At 49.7% G+C, this 18,523-nt stretch carries 12 protein-coding genes, 1 riboswitch and 1 other annotated feature; of the genes, 10 read left to right on the top strand and 2 right to left on the bottom strand.

The window, feature by feature from the left end; translation table 11 throughout:
- Nucleotides 1-148: 148 nt before the first annotated feature.
- The 6 genes from ACTQ1O_RS11755 (at nucleotide 149) to ACTQ1O_RS11730 (ending at nucleotide 9,199) form a co-directional block, all read left to right on the top strand.
- Nucleotides 149-979, top strand: coding sequence for an SseB family protein (locus ACTQ1O_RS11755; protein WP_441099925.1), 831 nt, complete (start codon nucleotides 149-151; stop codon nucleotides 977-979).
- 225 nt (nucleotides 980-1,204) lie between these two features.
- Entirely contained in the window at nucleotides 1,205-4,120 is a 2,916-nt protein-coding gene (locus tag ACTQ1O_RS11750) for an insulinase family protein (protein WP_441487407.1), read from the top strand.
- A 21-nt stretch (nucleotides 4,121-4,141) separates the two neighbouring features.
- Nucleotides 4,142-5,074 (top strand): GTPase Era, encoded by a 933-nt coding sequence (era, locus tag ACTQ1O_RS11745; RefSeq protein ID WP_441487406.1) that lies wholly within the window; start codon nucleotides 4,142-4,144, stop codon nucleotides 5,072-5,074.
- Nucleotides 5,075-5,144: 70 nt separating this feature from the next.
- Nucleotides 5,145-5,795: a DNA repair protein RecO gene (gene recO, locus ACTQ1O_RS11740; RefSeq protein ID WP_441487405.1), complete on the top strand. Its 651-nt coding sequence runs from the start codon at nucleotides 5,145-5,147 to the stop codon at nucleotides 5,793-5,795.
- Between the two features lie 516 nt (nucleotides 5,796-6,311).
- Nucleotides 6,312-7,733: a rhamnulokinase gene (rhaB, locus tag ACTQ1O_RS11735; protein WP_441487404.1), complete on the top strand. Its 1,422-nt coding sequence runs from the start codon at nucleotides 6,312-6,314 to the stop codon at nucleotides 7,731-7,733.
- Nucleotides 7,734-7,927: 194 nt separating this feature from the next.
- Nucleotides 7,928-9,199 (top strand): L-rhamnose isomerase, encoded by a 1,272-nt coding sequence (locus ACTQ1O_RS11730; protein ID WP_441487403.1) that lies wholly within the window; start codon nucleotides 7,928-7,930, stop codon nucleotides 9,197-9,199.
- Nucleotides 9,200-9,422: 223 nt separating this feature from the next.
- On the opposite strand, the gene ACTQ1O_RS11725 is transcribed toward ACTQ1O_RS11730, so the two are convergent.
- Nucleotides 9,423-10,841, bottom strand: coding sequence for a DUF4179 domain-containing protein (locus tag ACTQ1O_RS11725; protein ID WP_441487402.1), 1,419 nt, complete (start codon nucleotides 10,839-10,841; stop codon nucleotides 9,423-9,425).
- On the bottom strand, nucleotides 10,819-11,346 hold the full coding sequence (locus ACTQ1O_RS11720; RefSeq protein ID WP_441099915.1) for an RNA polymerase sigma factor: 528 nt from the start codon (nucleotides 11,344-11,346) through the stop codon (nucleotides 10,819-10,821). Before ACTQ1O_RS11720 ends, ACTQ1O_RS11725 begins: the two co-directional genes overlap by 23 nt.
- A gap of 393 nt (nucleotides 11,347-11,739) precedes the next feature.
- On the opposite strand from ACTQ1O_RS11720, the gene ACTQ1O_RS11715 reads away from it, so the two are divergent.
- From ACTQ1O_RS11715 to ACTQ1O_RS11700, 4 genes are all read left to right on the top strand, one after another.
- Entirely contained in the window at nucleotides 11,740-12,255 is a 516-nt protein-coding gene (locus ACTQ1O_RS11715) for a sigma-70 family RNA polymerase sigma factor (RefSeq protein ID WP_441487401.1), read from the top strand.
- A complete protein-coding gene (locus tag ACTQ1O_RS11710; RefSeq protein WP_441487400.1) occupies nucleotides 12,236-13,480 on the top strand; it encodes a DUF4179 domain-containing protein in 1,245 nt (414 codons plus the stop codon). Before ACTQ1O_RS11715 ends, ACTQ1O_RS11710 begins: the two co-directional genes overlap by 20 nt.
- Before the next feature lie 420 nt (nucleotides 13,481-13,900).
- Nucleotides 13,901-14,677 (top strand): histidine phosphatase family protein, encoded by a 777-nt coding sequence (locus ACTQ1O_RS11705; protein ID WP_441099911.1) that lies wholly within the window; start codon nucleotides 13,901-13,903, stop codon nucleotides 14,675-14,677.
- 216 nt (nucleotides 14,678-14,893) lie between these two features.
- Nucleotides 14,894-15,080, top strand: a riboswitch (cobalamin riboswitch).
- Between the two features lie 461 nt (nucleotides 15,081-15,541).
- Nucleotides 15,542-15,796: a binding site (T-box leader), on the top strand.
- A gap of 60 nt (nucleotides 15,797-15,856) precedes the next feature.
- Nucleotides 15,857-18,511: a valine--tRNA ligase gene (locus tag ACTQ1O_RS11700; protein ID WP_441487399.1), complete on the top strand. Its 2,655-nt coding sequence runs from the start codon at nucleotides 15,857-15,859 to the stop codon at nucleotides 18,509-18,511.
- Nucleotides 18,512-18,523: the final 12 nt, after the last annotated feature.

Raw genomic sequence — 18,523 nt, 5'->3', positions numbered from 1 at the left:
TCAAAAGCGATGACCTACATCGCATAGTGTGCGGAAGTCCGTGCTTTGCAGGCGTGGTTTGCGGTGACAAGGATCCCGGTCCCGAAGGGGACGTTACTATATTTATTCATCATTCAGGCACAGGAAAGCTGTGCGGTAAGGAACTGACATGGCAATAATTGATAAGAGTTTTATGTTGAAAAAAATCGAGAAGAATGAGAGCATCTATGTCCTGTATTCGGCACTCACGCATTGCCCTTTTGTGGAGTGTGATCCGGAGACATTCGATGATCAGATCTATATTTTTACAACGAAGGAGATGACGCAGACCTTTGCGCATCCATACACCCTGGACAAATATCTGCTGCAGGCAGTGAAGGTTGAACGGGGGATGATTCTTCCGTTCCTGCGGACGCTTTATCTGTACGGCATCAATGCCGTGATGTATCAGGAGGAGGGCGCGCCGATCCGGATTCAGCTCACGGATCTGGTGGAGAAACCGGATATTGATGCGCTGCGGAATGATAAGATTCCGAGGGCGAACCCGGAACTTCAGCTGACGGCACTGTATTTTATGCAGGAGCTTACCAGACCGGTTGAACGTAATCAGGAGGAGAAGAAGCATCTGCATGACCTTGAAGAGGAGATGGCGCACAATCTGTTTCGTTCCCGGTTTATCATCTCGTTTGATGTCAGCGAGATTGAGGGAAAATGGGACCCGAAGGACAAGAACCAGAAGGTGAAGGTTCCGCTTGTCAAGACAAAGGCGGGGAAGACCTTTCAGCCGGTTTACACGGATTTTGGCGAGGTTCAGAAGTTCAATCAGAGGAACAAGGGCGTGAAGCTTGAACTGACGCCGATCACCTATGACCGGATTCATAATTTTCTGGTAAAGGAATCCGAGGGATTTGTCTTTAACCCGGCCGGCTTTAACCTTGTACTCACTGCGGACCAGCTGAGACAGATGGCGGAGCGTTACGGGGAAGGAAACGACCGCTGACAGACGTCCGGCAAGGGAGAGCGGACAGCGGGATGCGTTTGCTTTCAGCCGGTCACGGAGATCGGGCAGCAGGAGGCGTTCGTTTCCGCCCGGCCACGGAGATCGGACGGCGGCAGGCGTATGTTTCCGCCCGGTCGCGGAGATCGGACGGTGGCAGGCGTTTGTTTCTATCCGGTTCCGGAGAAAACGATGTAGAATTGAGAAATCAGGAGAGTGAAGCTGCGTATGACAGATAAGTATGAATTAATCAGTGAAGAATATATCAAAGACGTGCACGCTGAGGGAAAGCTTCTGCGTCACAGGAAGAGCGGCGCCAGGATTGCGCTCCTTTCCAACGATGATGAGAATAAGGTGTTCAACATCGCCTTCCGGACTCCGCCGAAAAATTCGACGGGAGTCGCGCACATTATTGAACATACCGTATTATGCGGATCCAGAAAGTTTCCTCTGAAGGATCCTTTTGTAGAACTGGTAAAGGGATCTCTGAATACATTCCTGAATGCCCTCACGTATCCGGACAAGACGATGTTTCCGGTAGCCAGCTGTAATGACACGGATTTTCAAAATCTGATGGATGTATATCTGGATGCTGTGTTCTTTCCGAATATTTATAAGAACGAGAAGATTTTCCGTCAGGAGGGCTGGCATTATCAACTCGAGAACAGAGAGGATCCTTTGACCTACAACGGCGTCGTTTACAACGAGATGAAGGGCGTCTTTTCATCGGCGGATGAGGTGCTTGACCGCGCCGTCTTCAATACACTGTTTCCGGATACTCCCTATGGCGTGGAATCCGGCGGAGATCCGGAGGTAATTCCGGATCTGACGTATGAGGAGTTTCTGGATTTCCACAGAAAGTATTATCATCCTTCCAACTGCTATATTTATCTTTATGGAAACATGGACATGGAGGAGAAGCTGGAGTGGCTGGACCGGGAGTATCTGAGCCGTTTTGATCGTATTCCGGTTGAATCAGAGATTCCGATGCAGAAACCGTTCTCTGAGGTAAAGGATGTCACGATGAGTTACCCGGTTCTGGACAGTGAGCCTGAGAGGGACAATACGTACCTGTCTGTCAATACAGTGGTGGGGGATTATTCGGATGTGACTCTGAATATTGCCTTCTCGGTTCTGGAGTATGTACTTCTGGACGCACCGGGAGCTCCGGTCAAGCAGGCACTGCTGGACGCGGGAATCGGAAGAGATGTGGAAGGTGCCTACAACGACGGAATTCTTCAGCCGTTCTTTTCCGTGATTGCGAAGAACGCAAATGCGGAGGATAAGGACAGATTTCTGTCTGTCGTGCATGACACGCTGGAGAAGCTGGCGGAGGAGGGGCTGGACACACTCGCTATTGCCTCGGGAATCAATTATTTCGAGTTCCGTTTCCGGGAGGCAGATTATGCGCAGTTCCCGAAGGGCCTGATCTACGGTATGGATCTTTTTGACAGCTGGCTCTATGACGAGGGGAAGCCTTTTGAATACCTGAAGGAGCTGGATGCTTTTGAAGAACTCAAGAAACAAAATGGCACGGGCTATTTTGAGAATCTGATTCGCAGGTATCTCCTGTCAAACAATCATGCCGCGGTTGTGACGCTGAAGCCGGAGAAAGGTCTGGCTGCCCGCAGAGAGAAGGCTGCGGCGGAGAAGCTCGCAGCGTATAAGGCATCGCTCTCAGATGAGGAGCTGGATGCGATGGTTGCCGGGACGAAGGCGTTAAAGGAATATCAGGAATCGGAGGATTCCGAGGAGGCTTTGAATTCGCTTCCGATGCTTTCCAGAAAGGATATCGACCGGAAGACACCGCTTCATCCGGACACGGAACAAATTCGTGTCAACGACACCACATATCTGAGACATCATTATTTTACAAACGGAATCGCGTATCTGACGCTGCTGTTTGATACCGCGAAGGTTCCGGATGAACTGGTTCCTTATCTCGGAATTTTGAAGAATATGCTCGGAGTCGTGGATACGGAGCACTATACCTACGGCAGGCTGTTCCATGAAATCAACGCAAGGACCGGCGGAATCAACTTCGGTCTGCAGGTTCTTCCGACGGAGAAGGGGCTGGATGATTCCAAGGGCTATCGCATGTTCGGGGTAAAGGCAAAATATCTCTACAGTGAGAAAGATTTTGTCTTCGAGATGATTCAGGAGATCCTGAAGACATCGAAATTCAATGACAAAAAGAGACTTCATGAGATTCTTGCAAGTACAAGAGCAGGAATGGAGCAGGCAATCCCTGCCGCAGGTCATACTTCCGCGGCGAAGCGTGCACTGTCCTACCAGTCTCTTCTTTCCGCGTGGACAGAGAAAACAACGGGAATTGATCAGTTCCGTCTGGTAAAGGATCTGGATGAGCATTTTGAAGAGAAGGCGGATAACCTGATCGAAAACCTTCAGAAGCTCATGAAGATCGTATTCCGTCCTGAGAATCTGACGGTCAGCGTGACAGCCGAGGAAGAAGGATTTGACGGTATAGAAGAGGAAATTCTGTCGCTTGAGGAGAATCTCTGCACAGATCCCTTCGAGGAGGGAAGCTTTGACTGGAAACCGGAGCAGAAGAATGAGGGATTCAAGACCTCCGGACAGGTGCAGTTTGTGGCCCAGGCAGGCAATTACCGGAAAGACGGATATGAATATACCGGAGCCTTCCGGATTCTTCGAATGATTCTGAATTACGATTATCTTTGGATGAATCTGAGGGTACTCGGCGGAGCTTACGGCTGTATGAGCAGCTTCAAACGTTCCGGCGACAGTTATCTGGTATCGTACAGGGACCCTCATCTGAAGAACACACTGGACGTATATGCCGGTCTGCCGGAGTATCTCAGAAAGTTTGACGCGGATGAAAAGGCAATGACGAAGTACATCATCGGTACAATCAGTGAGATGGATACACCGATGACGGCATCTTCCAGGGGAAGCTTTGCGCTGAACTGCTGGTTCGCGGGTCTGACAGAGAAAGATTTTCAGCAGGAAAGAGATGAGGTTCTGGACGCGGAAGCGGAGGATATCCGGGCTCTTGCAGATCCGGTCGCATCAGTTCTTGCCGCGCGCAATATCTGTGTGATCGGCAGTGAAAGCTCCGTGGATAAACACGCAGATCTCTTCAGGAAGATTGAAAGCCTTACCTGAGACAGGACAGGGAGAAAAGGTATGGAAGCAGGAATGGGGACTGGAACCGGGGCGATCAAATCGGGATTTGTCGCATTAATTGGAAGACCGAATGTGGGAAAATCTACGCTGATGAATCATCTGATCGGACAGAAGATTGCGATTACTTCACGAAAGCCGCAGACAACCCGGAACCGGATTCAGACAATCTACAACAGCGAGCGCGGGCAGATTGTGTTTCTCGACACGCCGGGAATTCACAAGGCGAAGAACAAGCTGGGGGAATACATGGTTTACGCGGCGGAGAGTTCCCTGAAGGACGTGGACGCCGTGATGTGGCTCATTGAACCCGGGGATTACATCGGCGCTGCGGAACAGCACATAGCAAAGATGCTTGACCGCTGCGGTCTTCCGATTATCCTTGTTATCAATAAGATTGACAAGGTCAAAAAGGAAGTCGTACAGAGCACGATGGAAGCATACCGGAACATTACCCGATTCGAGGACATTGTCTGTGTGTCCGCGCTGCACAGCAGAAATCTGGATGTGCTGATCGACAGCCTGTTCCGAGTGCTTCCTTACGGGCCGCGTTTCTTTTCAGAGGAAACCATAACGGATCAGCCGATGCGGCAGATCGCCTCGGAAATGATCCGTGAAAAGGCGTTGCGGTCTCTGGGAGAGGAGATACCGCATGGAATCGCTGTGGTCATCGACAAGATGCGGGAGCGTCCGGATGGTTCGATTACAGATATTGAGGCAACGATCATCTGTGAGAGAGAATCCCACAAGGGTATCATTATTGGAAAAAACGGCGCCATGCTGAAAAAGATCGGAACCGAGGCACGGAAAGAAATCGAGACGATGCTCGGCGGCAAGGTTAATCTGAAGCTCTGGGTCAAGGTACGGAAGGACTGGAGAGAAAGTGATATTCTCGTCAAAAATTACGGCTACGACAAGAAGGAACTAAAGGAATAGACCGGGACGCCGCTTGAAGCCCTTGCCTTTCGTTAGGTGTGAAGAAATTTGGTATTCTGAGCTGAGAGATATGAATGAACAGATCAATGTGTCGGGAATGGTTTTGTCGGCGATGCCGATCGGTGAGAACGATAAAAGACTTGTGATTCTGACGAGAGAGCTTGGCAGAATCAGCTGTTTTGCGAGAGGCGCCCGCCGGCCGGGCAGCACGCTCATGGCATTGTCCAATCCCTTTGCCTTCGGGAGCTTCACGCTGGTCGAAGGAAGAAATTCCTACAGCCTGATCTCCGCTTCAATCCGGGAATACTTCACCGAGCTGGCCTTTGAACAGCCGGGAGTCTATTACGGGTATTACTTCCTGGATTTTGCGGATTACTACGGCCGGGAGGGCATCGACGGTACTGACATGCTGAATCTTCTGTATCTGACCATGAAGGCGATCCTGAATCCGCACCTGGACAACCGGCTGGTGAGACGGATCTTTGAGATCCGGATCATGACGATAAATGGTGAGTATGCGCCGGATCCTGCTCTGATGAGTCCGTCCGCGCTGTATGTGGTCCGCTATGTCATGAGCGCTCCTCTGACAAAGCTGTATACCTTTGAGGTGAAGCCGGAGGTGTTGAAGGAACTGGAAAGTGCTCTGAACCGTCAGACAGACCGGATTCTCGACCGTCCGCTGAGGAGCAGGAGAGTATTGAATGAAATGATCCGGACCTGACCGGTCCCGGCATATTGAAGCCGGAGCAGGGAATCCGGCACTGGAGTCGAAGTGGTAAACGGGAGTATGTTCCCACCGCACAAAAGAAGAATAGCTGAAAGAACCTGTGAAAGATTTCGGGATACCCGGGACTTTTCACAGGTTTTTTTACGCGAACAGTGAGCCGCAGCCGAATGCGAAGTATTCGTGTGCGGCGAGCGTCGCGATAGCGAGATAAAACTCGCGCAGCGTGTTTTATCTCGTTACGCGGCATTGTTTTCGGAAGGGCTTTTTCTGCAATATGCCTGTGGACTTCACAGGAACCAGATGTATGATTGCGAGGGTTTTGTACCGATTTGTTGTGATTATGTTGCAAAAGAGGACCTTTTTTTTGTCAAACCTGGTTCTACTCAAAACGTTTCGCTTTTGCTATAATGGGGAACAGCAAGACACAGGGTGTCGGATGTAAGGAAAATCTCGAGATAAATAAGATAAACATCGGGTAATTTTATCACGCGCGTGTAAGGAGGGTTTTTTATGACGTATTATGGGGCATTGGACTTCGGAGCATCCAGCGGACGCATGATGCTCGGATGGATCGAGGACGGAAAGTTTCAGCTGCAGGAGGTTCACCGTTTTGAGAATGGCATGGTAAAGAAGGACGGGGAACTCTGCTGGGAATTTGACCGGATTTTCCGTGAAGTCAAGATTGCACTGAAGAAGTGTAAAGAGATCGGAAAGATGCCAAGCTACGTGGGTGTGGATACCTGGGGCGTTGATTTTGTCCTTTTGGACAAGGATGACAACGTTGTGGGCAACACGGTCGGATACCGCGACCACCGGACAGACGGCATGGATGACGAGGTATATAAGATCATCTCGCTTGAGGATCTGTATGCCCGCACCGGTATTCAGAAGGCGATTTTCAATACAATTTATCAGCTCATGGCGGTGAAGACGAAGCATCCGGAGTACCTGGAAAAGGCGGAGACGCTTCTGTATGTTCCCGACTATTTTCATTTCCTTCTAACCGGACAGAAGGTGAATGAGTACACGGAGGCTACCACAGGTCAGCTGATCAATGCGGCTTCCTGTGAGTACGACTGGGAGCTGATTGACAGGCTCGGATATCCGCGCAGGATCTTCCAGAAGCTTGTAATGCCTGGCACAAAGCTGGGACATATCCGTCCGGAGCTTGCGGAGGAGATCGGTTACGACTTCGAGGTCGTTGTGCCCTGCACGCATGACACGGGTTCTGCGGTTCTCTCAGTGCCGGCAAATGACGATGATTTTGTGTACATCAGCTCCGGAACCTGGTCGCTTATGGGCGTGGAGCGCAAAACCGCCGATACCTCGGCAAAGAGCTGTGCACTGAACTTTACAAACGAGGGCGGCTATGATCACAGATTCCGTTATCTGAAGAACATCATGGGTCTGTGGATGATCAATTCGGCTCGGCATGAGGTGAATGACAAATACAGTTTCCCGCAGATTGTAGAGATGGCGGAGGCGGAGAAGGACTTTCCGTCGCGGGTGGACGCGAATGACGAGAGATTCCTTTCCCCGGACAGCATGATCGGCGAGATCAGGAAAGCCTGTGAGGAGAGCGGACAGAAGGTACCGGAGAATTTCGGACAGCTCGCGACGCTGATCTATACATCTCTCGCGGAGTGCTACGCGAAGACGGAGAGGGAGCTGGAGGAAGCGAACGGCCGAAGCTACTCGAGAATTCATATTGTCGGAGGAGGCTGTAATGTTGATTATCTGAACCGTCTGACCGCAAAGGCAACCGGCAAAGAGGTGCACGCAGGTCCGAATGAAGGAACCGCTATCGGCAATATCACGGCACAGATGCTCGCGACCGGAGTCTTCCATTCTGTAGAAGAGGCCCGCGAGAACATCCACGAGTCCTTCGGCATCAAGGTTTACAGCTCTGATGGAGAGCTGATTTCCGGCTGAATTTCAGCGGTATGCCGCAGTACCGGTTCTGAATTGCGCCACAGCCGCCGGCCGCATAGCACATCACCGGGAAATGACCGGTGATAATAAATGACACATGGTAATTAATGATTCACGATGATCGAAGACTCACGGCAAGAATCAATCCGTGAAAATAGAATATTTGTAATGACGAATGAATGGGAGGAACAGAGATGACAACCGTAAAGGAACGCTACGAGATTGCGAAGGAACAGTATGCGGCGCTTGGAATTGACACAGACGCTGCCATTGAGAAGCTGAAGGATATTCCGGTTTCCCTGCATTGCTGGCAGGGAGATGATGTCCACGGCTTCGATTCAGACGGTCAGCTGACCGGAGGAATCCAGACGACCGGCAACTATCCGGGAATCGCCAGAACACCGGAGGAGCTGATGGCTGATATTGAAGAGGTGATCAAGCTTGTTCCCGGTAAGGTAAAGCTGAATCTTCACGCCAGCTACGCAATTTTTGAAAAGGGTCAGAAGGTGGACCGCGACAAGATCGAGCCGAAGCATTTCCAGAAATGGGTGGACTTCGCAAAGAAGCATCATATGGGAATTGACTTCAATCCGACCTTCTTCTCTCATCCGTGTGCCGGCGCGGACGGAATGAACCTGTCCAGCGCGGATGAGGATGTCCGCAAGTTCTGGATTGAGCACGGAAAAGCATGCATTCGGATCGCAAACTATTTCGCGGAGCAGACCGGTGAGGTGTGTGTGATGAATATCTGGACCGGAGACGGACTGAAGGATGTTCCCGCAGACCGGATGGGCCCGAGAATGCGGTACAAGGATTCCGTTGACCAGATCCTTTCTGAGCCGTACGATTTCAACAAGGTAAAGCCGTGCCTGGAGTCCAAGGTGTTCGGAATCGGCGTTGAGTCATTCACTTCCGGATCCTCTGAGTTTGCGCTGACCTATGCCGCATTCAATAAGGACAAGCTGATTCCGCTGATGGATAACGGCCATTATCATCCGACGGAGGTTGTATCCGATAAGATTCCGGCGCTTCTCACCTTCTTCCCGGAGATTGCTCTGCATATCACCCGCCCGGTTCGCTGGGATTCGGATCACGTCGTTCTCTTTGATGATGAGCCGAAGGAGATGGCGAAGGAGATCGTACGCAATGACGCGCTGGATCGTGTGCATATGGCACTCGACTATTTTGATGCTTCGATCAACCGTGTATCCGCATGGGCAGTCGGCTTCCGTACCTGGCAGAAGTGCCTGCTGAATGCGCTGTGCCTGCCGAATGAGCATCTGAAGGAACTTCAGAACGCGGGCAACTTCACACAGCTGATGATCGACCAGGAGGCGGACAAGATGCTTCCGTTCGGCGATATCTGGGCATACTACAACGAGGTATGCGGCGCCCCGCAGGAGGGTAAGGAGTACTCCGCCGAGGTCGCAAGATACTGGGATGAGGTTCAGAGCAAACGCGGCTGAAAAGCAGGCGAAGCAAGGAAATGCATGTCTATGCACGGCACTGTTGTTCGGACATGACAAAAGATGTAAAATTTAGCGAGAAATCCGTCCATAGAGCCGGATAAATGATAAAATCATGAAAAGGACTTCCAATCATTGTGAGTGGAGGTCCTTTTTTTAGCGGATGAAACCCGGCAGAACGGATTATTTATCGAGTGTATGGGACAAGGATTCTTCTGATTCATCAGAAATTTACGGTTTCTGTCCAAAGAGCATAGGATTCAAGATACGGTCTCCAGTCCTTATGAATATAGGTACCGTCTTCACGGACATGCGCGCCTTTGATTTGATCCATGTACCGGATATACGGCATGGCATAAATTGTCACAGAGGAGGTATCCCAGTCCTTTACGGCAAATGTCGTTGATTCTGTTGCAAAGAGGGGCGGCATCATCCAATCGCCTGTGGCATCGGTCAGTACGTAGAAATAGGATTCGCCTTTATACTCCATACTGCCGTCCGGGGTGGCTGCGAGGCTGTATGCAGTGGCCTTCGGAGTCAGAGACAGTTCAAAAGGTGTTTTTATTAAGGAGATCGTGTCCACGGAAGGCAGATTCTTCACCGAGATGGTTTTATGGAGAACATCGCTGTTATTGCGGGTGATATCCAGACAGAAATTCCATGGACCGGTAATTTTCCAGTAAAGGTAAGGACTGGCGATGTCGTCAGTTTCCGGGTAGCGGCGGGAGTATTCGTTCATCATATCAGCATACCATTGATCCATCTGACGCTGCTGTTCGGTACTGTAGGTCTGGTACAGATCTTCGGACAAACCGGCATCTGAGAGATTTTTCCGGTAGGCTTGCTGAAGGTCTTCCGGGATGTCAGGGAAGGCACCGTCCTTTTTCATTCCGATGATATCGTTAATGTTGAGGGTCACGTTAAAATGCTTCGGGAAATCCGTGTATGTGTTTGTGAGACGGATCACGCCCTCGTACGTATGGCTGTCGAGAAATTTTCCGTCTATGTTGCCGATGGTGCTTCCTCCGTTCGAGGGGGAATCAAAACTGAATTTTGCAAGTGAGGTATTCAAATTCAGATCCGGCTTTCCGTCCTGCATCAGAGTCTGAGATACGGGAAGGTCTTTCTGTGAATGGATTATCAGACTGATATACAGAGTATTTCCTCCGCAGTAGGTATCCTGAATCGTAATATTGGTTCCGTCAGCCGTCACACTCAGGGTATCAACAGAAGGATCGATGGCGTCGGATTTCTGCGACAACGAGGAAGCGGCAATGACCTGGTCTGGAGAGGCAGCGTCAGCAGCCGGGTCTGTATAGGAAGAAAAATCTCCCCCGAACCCGAGAGATTTTCCGATGTCTGCAAAAACATTCCCGACCATGGGGATGCCGGAGGCCATGACCGGATGCGTGATGCAGATACCGGAGAAGGTGAGTCCGAATGCCAGACAGGCGGCAGCAACCGATCTCGCGGGATGCAGAATCCTTTTCGTACTGATTGTCGCAGAAAAACTCTCATTGTCTGTTTCGGAAGTATTAGAGGGTTCCGGCAGGGTTTTCAGTGTATCCATTATTTTCTGGTCCACTGCAGAGGGAATCTTGTCGTCGGCAAGTATTCGGTTAAATGCATCTTCCTTCCACATGTAAAGTACCTCCTTCTTCTTTGAGTGAAGTTTTCAGTTTTTTTCTTCCGGCAGAGATCCTGGTCTTTACCGTATTTTCATTCAAGTCCAGAATCTGTGCAATTTCCCGGACCTTAAAGCCCTCCATATAATATAAGAGGAGCGGTGTGCGATATATCTCGGGCATACTTTCCAGAAAAATCTTCCACTCAACTTTTTCATATCCATTTTCCATATAAGTGAACTCCTGATATTCCTGCAGGGCAGAGGTGCTGTGTGCCTTTTTTCTGATATCGTAGCATTTGTGAATCAGAATGCGGATCAGCCAGGTTCGGAAGTATTTTTCATCCCGAAGCTGATGGATGTGAAGCCAGCTGCTCAGAATAGCATCCTGTATTGCGTCTGCTGTATCCTCGTCATTCTCCAGGATCGCGCGGGCAATACGATACATATCTGCGGCATTTTCCTGGATGAGCTCAGAAAAGGCAGCCTTATCCTGCTGCATTGCTTTCCGAATTTTGGTCATCTCTTGTTTACCTCTTGTTTGTGATCGTAAAGAGTATATCTCGTAAGTACTTACACTTATTAGACGGGGCGGATGTGCGTTTGGTTTTTATCTTATGAAATTATTATACATGACCTGCTATTTCTTCCCATGCAATTGCAGGAGTGAATAAGGAAAACACAGGACGAAGAGCAAGGTGGACGATTATAAATTCCAGCTCGTTTAAACTATGAGAAATTTGTTGATGCGTTAATAAGCGGCTTTTTTGAAACTATTTCTGCTCTCTTTTCATCTAATATATGAATGGACATTCAGGAAGACCGAAAGGAAAGAGGAACGTTCAACGCCGGAAAAGAGGCCCTTGGAAACGGCGATATGATTTCGGGAAGACATATATTCTAAAGGAGCTTTCATTTGGAACAACTGGTTAGAAGAGCAATAAATGGAGATACAGATGCGTTTCTTGAACTGATGGATCAGAATACGCAGATCATGTATAAGACAGCCTGGTCGGTTCTGCGGAATAATGAGGATGCATCGGATGCGGTCGCGGAGACCATTCTGACGTGCTTCGAAAAAATATACACGCTGAAGAATCCGGCGGTTTTTCGTACCTGGATGATTCGAATCCTCCTGAATCATTGTTACGCGATTATCCGGGATCAGGCCCACTACGACAGAAGTGGAGAAATTCCCGAGAAAACAGAAATGCAGAACTGGGAGGAAAATGAAGGGGATTCGTTTAGGGAACTGATACAGGGAGTCGATGAGAAATATGGGATGATTCTTACACTTTATTATGCGGATGAACTGACGATTCGTGAAATTGCGGAAGTACTCAGACTGAACGAGAATACCGTGAAGACGCGGCTTGTAAGAGGTAGAGAGCGGATCAGAAGGAGGTTGTCTGATGAAAAAAAGATGGGGTGATAATAGAACATCGAATGACGGGGAAGAAGATCGACTGATCCGTTCTATTATGAAAAGGGACGTAGAGATACCGGCAGAGGTGATTGAAAAAAAAGAGGATGTTTATCGTAAAATCCGTTTGTCAGGGCGCAGAGGAAGAAAAAAACGCACGGGAATATGGATGCGGCGTTTTGCGGGCATGGCAGCCTGTTTTTGCTTAGGTCTGTTTGTTATTGCAGGAACAAGTTATGCCGTCGGCGCGGATAATCTGTTCAGCAGATCCTTTGCGCGAATCGTAGAAGCCACCAGTGGGAATAAGGGTTACAACCCGAAAAAAATAGAAACCATTGCAGAGAACGCGGAAGAAGTGAAATCTGCCAGCAGCTATTCCGGAAGTTCGTCAATGTCCAAACAGATTGCGTCTGCATCCAGTGTTTCTGTCTTCGGACAGAATTACAGCAATAAGCAAGAAACTGATACAGAAGGAATATCGATTAAAGCGGATGATTACTACTGTGACGGTAAAATACTGGTGGTCACGTTGACTTTGAAGGATCCGGAAGGAGTCCTTGAAGCGTATAATTATGTTCGCCCTATAGTAGAAGAAGGATGTCTGCCGTCTCTTTACATCAACGGCAGGGATCTTGAGCTTCTCGGTGATCACCTATATTTTCAGAAGGATTCGAATGGTAATTTTGTGACCATGAGCGAAATGAATCTGAGATACTATGAAGTCTGGAATGGATGCTCTTTTTCAGAAGGGGAAAAGCTGAATGTACAAATTGCTCTTCCGGCCCTGGAAGCAGGATATGCAGACAGTAACGGTGTAAATAGCGACGGTATGAGCAGCCAGACAAAGAGGATTGAAGGAAACTGGAAGGTGTCATTTTCCGGTATCTGCAGTACCGGCGGAAATCAGGTGCTGGCGGAGAACGTAACCAAGGGGGATGTGGTTCTCAATTCTGTTGTAAGAACACCGGCGAGTCTTTGGGTGGATATCACTGTTCCGGAGATGTGTAATGACATTGATATTCGATGCGGTTACGCAGTAAATCTTGTTCTGGATGACGGAACGATAGTACAGCCTGAGGATGGAATGAGTATGAATGGACCGAATGCAGCGGAATCAGGTGTGCATTACGGAGAAGAAGCATGGCGTTTTGTGAATCCATCCGGAGAACACTTTACTATACTTGTGCGCGCGAAGAATGATGAATTGACGACGCTTGCGGAATATCAATTCTGATGAACCTGTAAGAAAGTGTCAGGGTCCCCCGACTGTATCCGGAGAAGTAGTCAGGATTTCCGGAGAGATCTATGGCGGAGATGAATTATCAGAATTTCCAGAGAGATCTAAGGCAGAAAATGAATACTGCAAAAACAACTTGAGAGGTAGAGCGGCGGGGCTGTGCATGCAGTCCCGCTGTTTTCGGATGCGTGAGTGGTTTTGCCAGTGCATTTATCCGGCCTTTCCGGTCTTGACAGGATGCTGTTTTTCCTTCAAAATGAGCATCGTTCACTTGGAAAATCATTATGAGGAGCCCGGGAGCCGAAGAGCCTGGGACTTCTGATATCGAGAGAAGAATACGTTCTAGAGATTGAGGTGCTGACTCGAAATTGACGTGCTTAATCGTTATCCTTAAGAGAAGGAAGATAGGAAGTTCATATGAGATTATTACTGATCAGACATGGTGACCCGGATTATGTACATGATACGCTGACGGAAAAGGGAGACCGGGAGGCGGAACTTCTGGCCGATCTTCTTGCCGGAGAAGAGATTGATGATATTTATATGTCCCCCATGGGCAGGGCACAGAAAACTGCCTCATATACTCTGGAAAAGCTTGGGGAAAATGGAAAAACAATGGAATGGCTGCATGAATTTGAGTGCAGGATGGATATCAACCATTCGGATGTACTCAGGAAAGCATATCCGGACGCGCGGAAACTGGAAGACGGGACTCTTGCGCGTGGAATTCCGTGGGACATGCTTCCTTCGTCACTGATGCAGGATCCGGCTTATCTGGATCCCGAAAAATGGAGGGAGACTCTTGTGGCTCAGAACAGCAATATGACGGAGGTCTACGACTGGGTGACCGGGGAGCTGGATCGTCTGCTTGAAGGATACGGATACCGGAGAGAAAACGGCTGCTACCATGTGAGTAAAGAATCGAGAAAGACCGTGGCGCTATTCTGCCACTTCGGGGTCAGCTGCGTACTGCTGTCACATCTGTGGAACTGTTCGCCATTCATTCCCTGGCACTTCCTTTGCATGCAGCCTTCATCTGTGACGGAGCTCGTGACGGAGGAAAGAGAATCCTGTACGGCGATCTTCCGCGCGTTGAGGATCGGAGATATCTCACACCTGAAGGCGGGTCACGAGGAGCCTTCTTTCATGGGACGCTTTTGTGAGGTTTATTCGGACATGTCACAGAGACATTGAATGTGATGCTGATGGTACGGCGTTTATCCGTAATTCTTTCAGAAAGCAAAAAGCGAGGGCTGTTTAAGAAGGCTTATAGCAAATGCGAAACGTTTTAGCCAGGCTAGCAAAAGCGGAATATTTTAGCCAAGCAGATGCAGACGGGCAAATGCGAAACGTTTTGGCAGGCCCTTGACAAGCGGCATGATCTGTCATATGATAATTGACGTGTATAAATTCTATATCAGCTTTTCAGGTGAGACCTCAGAAGGGGTCTGAGAGGGAACCAGGTGAAAGGCCTGGACGATCCGGTCACTGTATACGGGGAGCGAGATGCGAATGCCATTGTATGTCCGCACATATGAGAAGGCGCATGAAACGTTGATCCGTGAGTCAGGAAACCTGCCTGAGAGGTTATAGGTTAAAGTTTCCGAGTAAAGCTTTCATTTTATGAAGATATGGAATGTCTGAACGAGTAATCACTCCGCCAGAGACCTTGAGCAGGATTTATGCATGGTTTTACGGCAGGGTGAGATTCTTCAGAGCACGCCAATGTTTTATCGTACCATTTCCTCCGCAACAGATGGCTGACGATTTTCCGCAGAACAGAAGCTGTTCTGGAGTTCCCGCCCCTCTTGTGACAGATAAGATAGAGATGAGATCAGAGATACCGGTCGCAGCTTCATTCCGGAGCCTTTGCCTCCTGTAAAAGAAAAAATTGAGAATATAGAGAGAAGATGACAGTGCGCCTGCAGATGGGCGCTTTTTTTGTGTCTTCACAGGCGGTCAGGATTCTCTTCACAGGCGGCCAGGATACCTTTTCACAGGTGGTCAGGATCCGCTTGACAAAAGAAAACTTCCTTATTATGATTAACGTTAAATATGAAAATGACTGTGACGAAGAGGAGTACGCATAACGGCGCCGACAGAGAGGACTTCAGCTGCTGAGAGAGGTCCGGGTTTACCTGTGCGGAAGGTAGCTTCTGAGTCGGAATCCTGAGTGCGTCGGAGAAGTATTCCTGCATGTCGCAAGGGATTCCCGCCTGATCCCCGTTAACGGATAGAATGAGGCATATATGATTCTGCTTTCGCGGATACATATGTGAAGCAAGGTGGTACCGCGATATGATCGCCCTTTGCACGATGTGTGCAGGGGGCTTTTATTTTTCGCTTTTCCAAAGGGCAGAGGAGGATTTTTTCATGAGTAAGGAACTTGCCAAAACCTACGATCCGAAGGGCATTGAGGACCGTATTTACCAGAACTGGATGGACAAGGGATATTTTCACGCGAAGGTGAACCCGGACAAAAAACCGTTCACCATCGTTATGCCGCCGCCAAATGTAACCGGTCAGCTGCATATGGGACATGCTCTGGACAATACGATGCAGGATATTTTGATCCGTTACAAGAGAATGCAGGGATATGAGGCACTCTGGCAGCCGGGTACCGACCACGCGGCCATTGCGACCGAGGTAAAGGTCACAAATATGCTGAAGGATAAGGGTATTGACAAACGCGAGATCGGCCGCGAGGAATTCCTGAAATACTGCTGGCAGTGGAAGGACAACTATGGAAGCAGGATCATGAAACAGCTGCGTAAGCTCGGATCCTCCGCTGACTGGGAGAGAGAACGCTTTACGATGGATGAGGGCTGCTCGAAGGCGGTTGAGGAGGTTTTCTGCCGTCTCTATGAGAAGGGATGGATCTATAAGGGAAGCCGTATCATTAACTGGTGTCCGAAATGTCAGACCTCTCTGTCGGACGCGGAAGTAGAGCATGTGGATCAGGACGGATTCTTCTGGCACATCAATTATCCGATCGTGGGTGAAGAGGGAAGATTTGTCGAGATCGCGACGACACGTCCGGAGACGCTTCTGGGCGATACCGCGGTTGCCGTAAATCCGGATGATGAGAGATATAAGGATCTGGTCGGCAAGATGCTGAAGCTGCCGCTGACCGACCGCGAGATTCCGGTGATTGCGGATGAATACGTGGATAAGGAATTCGGAACCGGCTGTGTAAAGATCACTCCCGCTCATGATCCGAATGACTTCGAGGTAGGTAAACGTCACAATCTCGAGGAAATCAACATTCTGAATGATGATGCAACCATGAATGAGAAGTGCGGAAAATATGCGGGTATGGACCGTTATGTGGCGAGAAAGGCTATTGTAAAGGATCTGGAGGACCTGGGACTTCTGGTCAAGGTCGTTCCGCACACGCATTCTGTAGGTACGCATGACAGGTGCCATACAACCGTCGAGCCGATGGTCAAGCCTCAGTGGTTTGTCCGGATGCAGGAGATGGGACAGGCTGCGCTGGCTGCGCTGAACAGCGGCGATCTGCAGTTCGTTCCGGAGAGCTATGGCAAGACCTATACACACTGGCTGGAGAACATCAAGGACTGGTGTATCTCCCGGCAGCTGTGGTGGGGACACAGAATTCCGGCCTACTACTGCGAGGACTGCGGAGAAATGGTTGTACAGCGCGGCGGAGCGCCTGCAAAATGCCCGAAGTGCGGAGGAACGCATTTCCGTCAGGAGGAGGATACGCTGGATACCTGGTTCTCGTCCGCGCTCTGGCCGTTCTCTACGCTTGGCTGGCCGGACAAGACGCCGGAGCTGGAGTATTTCTATCCGACAGATGTGCTGGTGACCGGGTATGACATCATCTTCTTCTGGGTTATCCGGATGGTATTTTCCGCAATTGAGCAGACCGGGAAGGTTCCCTTCCACCATGTGCTGATTCACGGTCTTGTACGTGATTCGCAGGGAAGAAAAATGAGCAAGTCCCTTGGAAACGGCATTGATCCGATCGAGGTGATTGACAAGTACGGCGCGGACGCGCTGCGTCTGACGCTCATGACCGGAAACGCTCCGGGAAATGACATGCGTTTCTACTGGGAAAAGGTTGAGGCGAGCCGGAACTTCGCAAACAAGGTATGGAATGCTTCGAGATTTATCATGATGAATCTCGGCGATACGGAGGTTCCGAAGGAAATGGATCCTGCAAGGCTGGATTACGCTTCCCGGTGGATTCTCTCGAAGGCGAATACCCTCGCGAAGGATGTCACGGAGAACATGGACAAGTATGAGCTTGGAATTGCGGTTCAGAAGGTCTATGATTTTATCTGGGAGGAGTTCTGCGACTGGTACATCGAGATGTCCAAGCCGGTGCTCTACAGTGAGAACGAAGACGAGAAGCTTCCGGTTCTCTGGACGCTGAAGACCGTTCTTTCTGAGGCGCTGAAGCTTCTGCATCCGTTCATGCCGTTCATCACGGAAGAAATCTACTGTACATTGAATCCGGATGAGGAATCGGTGATGATCTCTCCGTGGCCGGTCTATAGGGAAGAACGCCATTTTGAAGAGGAAGAGTCAGCTGTCGAGCTGATGAAGGAGGCGGTTCGCAGAATTCGTGACGTGCGCAGCTCTCATAACGTGCCGCCGAGCAAGAAGGCAAATGTCTTCATCGTTTCCGGTGAGGAGGATGTGCTGAAGAAGTTCAGAGAGGCAGAGTCGTTCTTCGGAACACTTGCTCATGCGGAGAGCGTTTCTCTTCAGAAGACGAAGGAGAATATCGATGACGATGCCTTTTCGGCAATCATACCGGGTGCGGTGATTTACATCCCGTTTGCGGATCTGATCGATATCGACAAGGAGAGAGAGCGTCTGACTAAGGAAAGAGAACGTCTGACGAAGGAAATTGCCCGCTCGAACGGAATGCTTGGAAACGAAAAATTCCTTCAGAAGGCTCCGGAGAAGAAGGTGCAGGAGGAGCGGGATAAGCTTGAAAATTACAGACAGATGATGGCTCAGGTGGAAGAGCGTCTGGCTCAGCTGGAGAAGAACTGAGAGCAGACGGAG

It is taken from the genome of Bilifractor sp. LCP21S3_A7, from assembly GCF_052118825.1.
GTDB lineage: Bacteria > Bacillota > Clostridia > Lachnospirales > Lachnospiraceae > Bilifractor.
The sequence above is the reverse complement of the archived record's forward strand: the minus strand, read 5'-3'. Positions and strand labels throughout refer to the sequence as shown.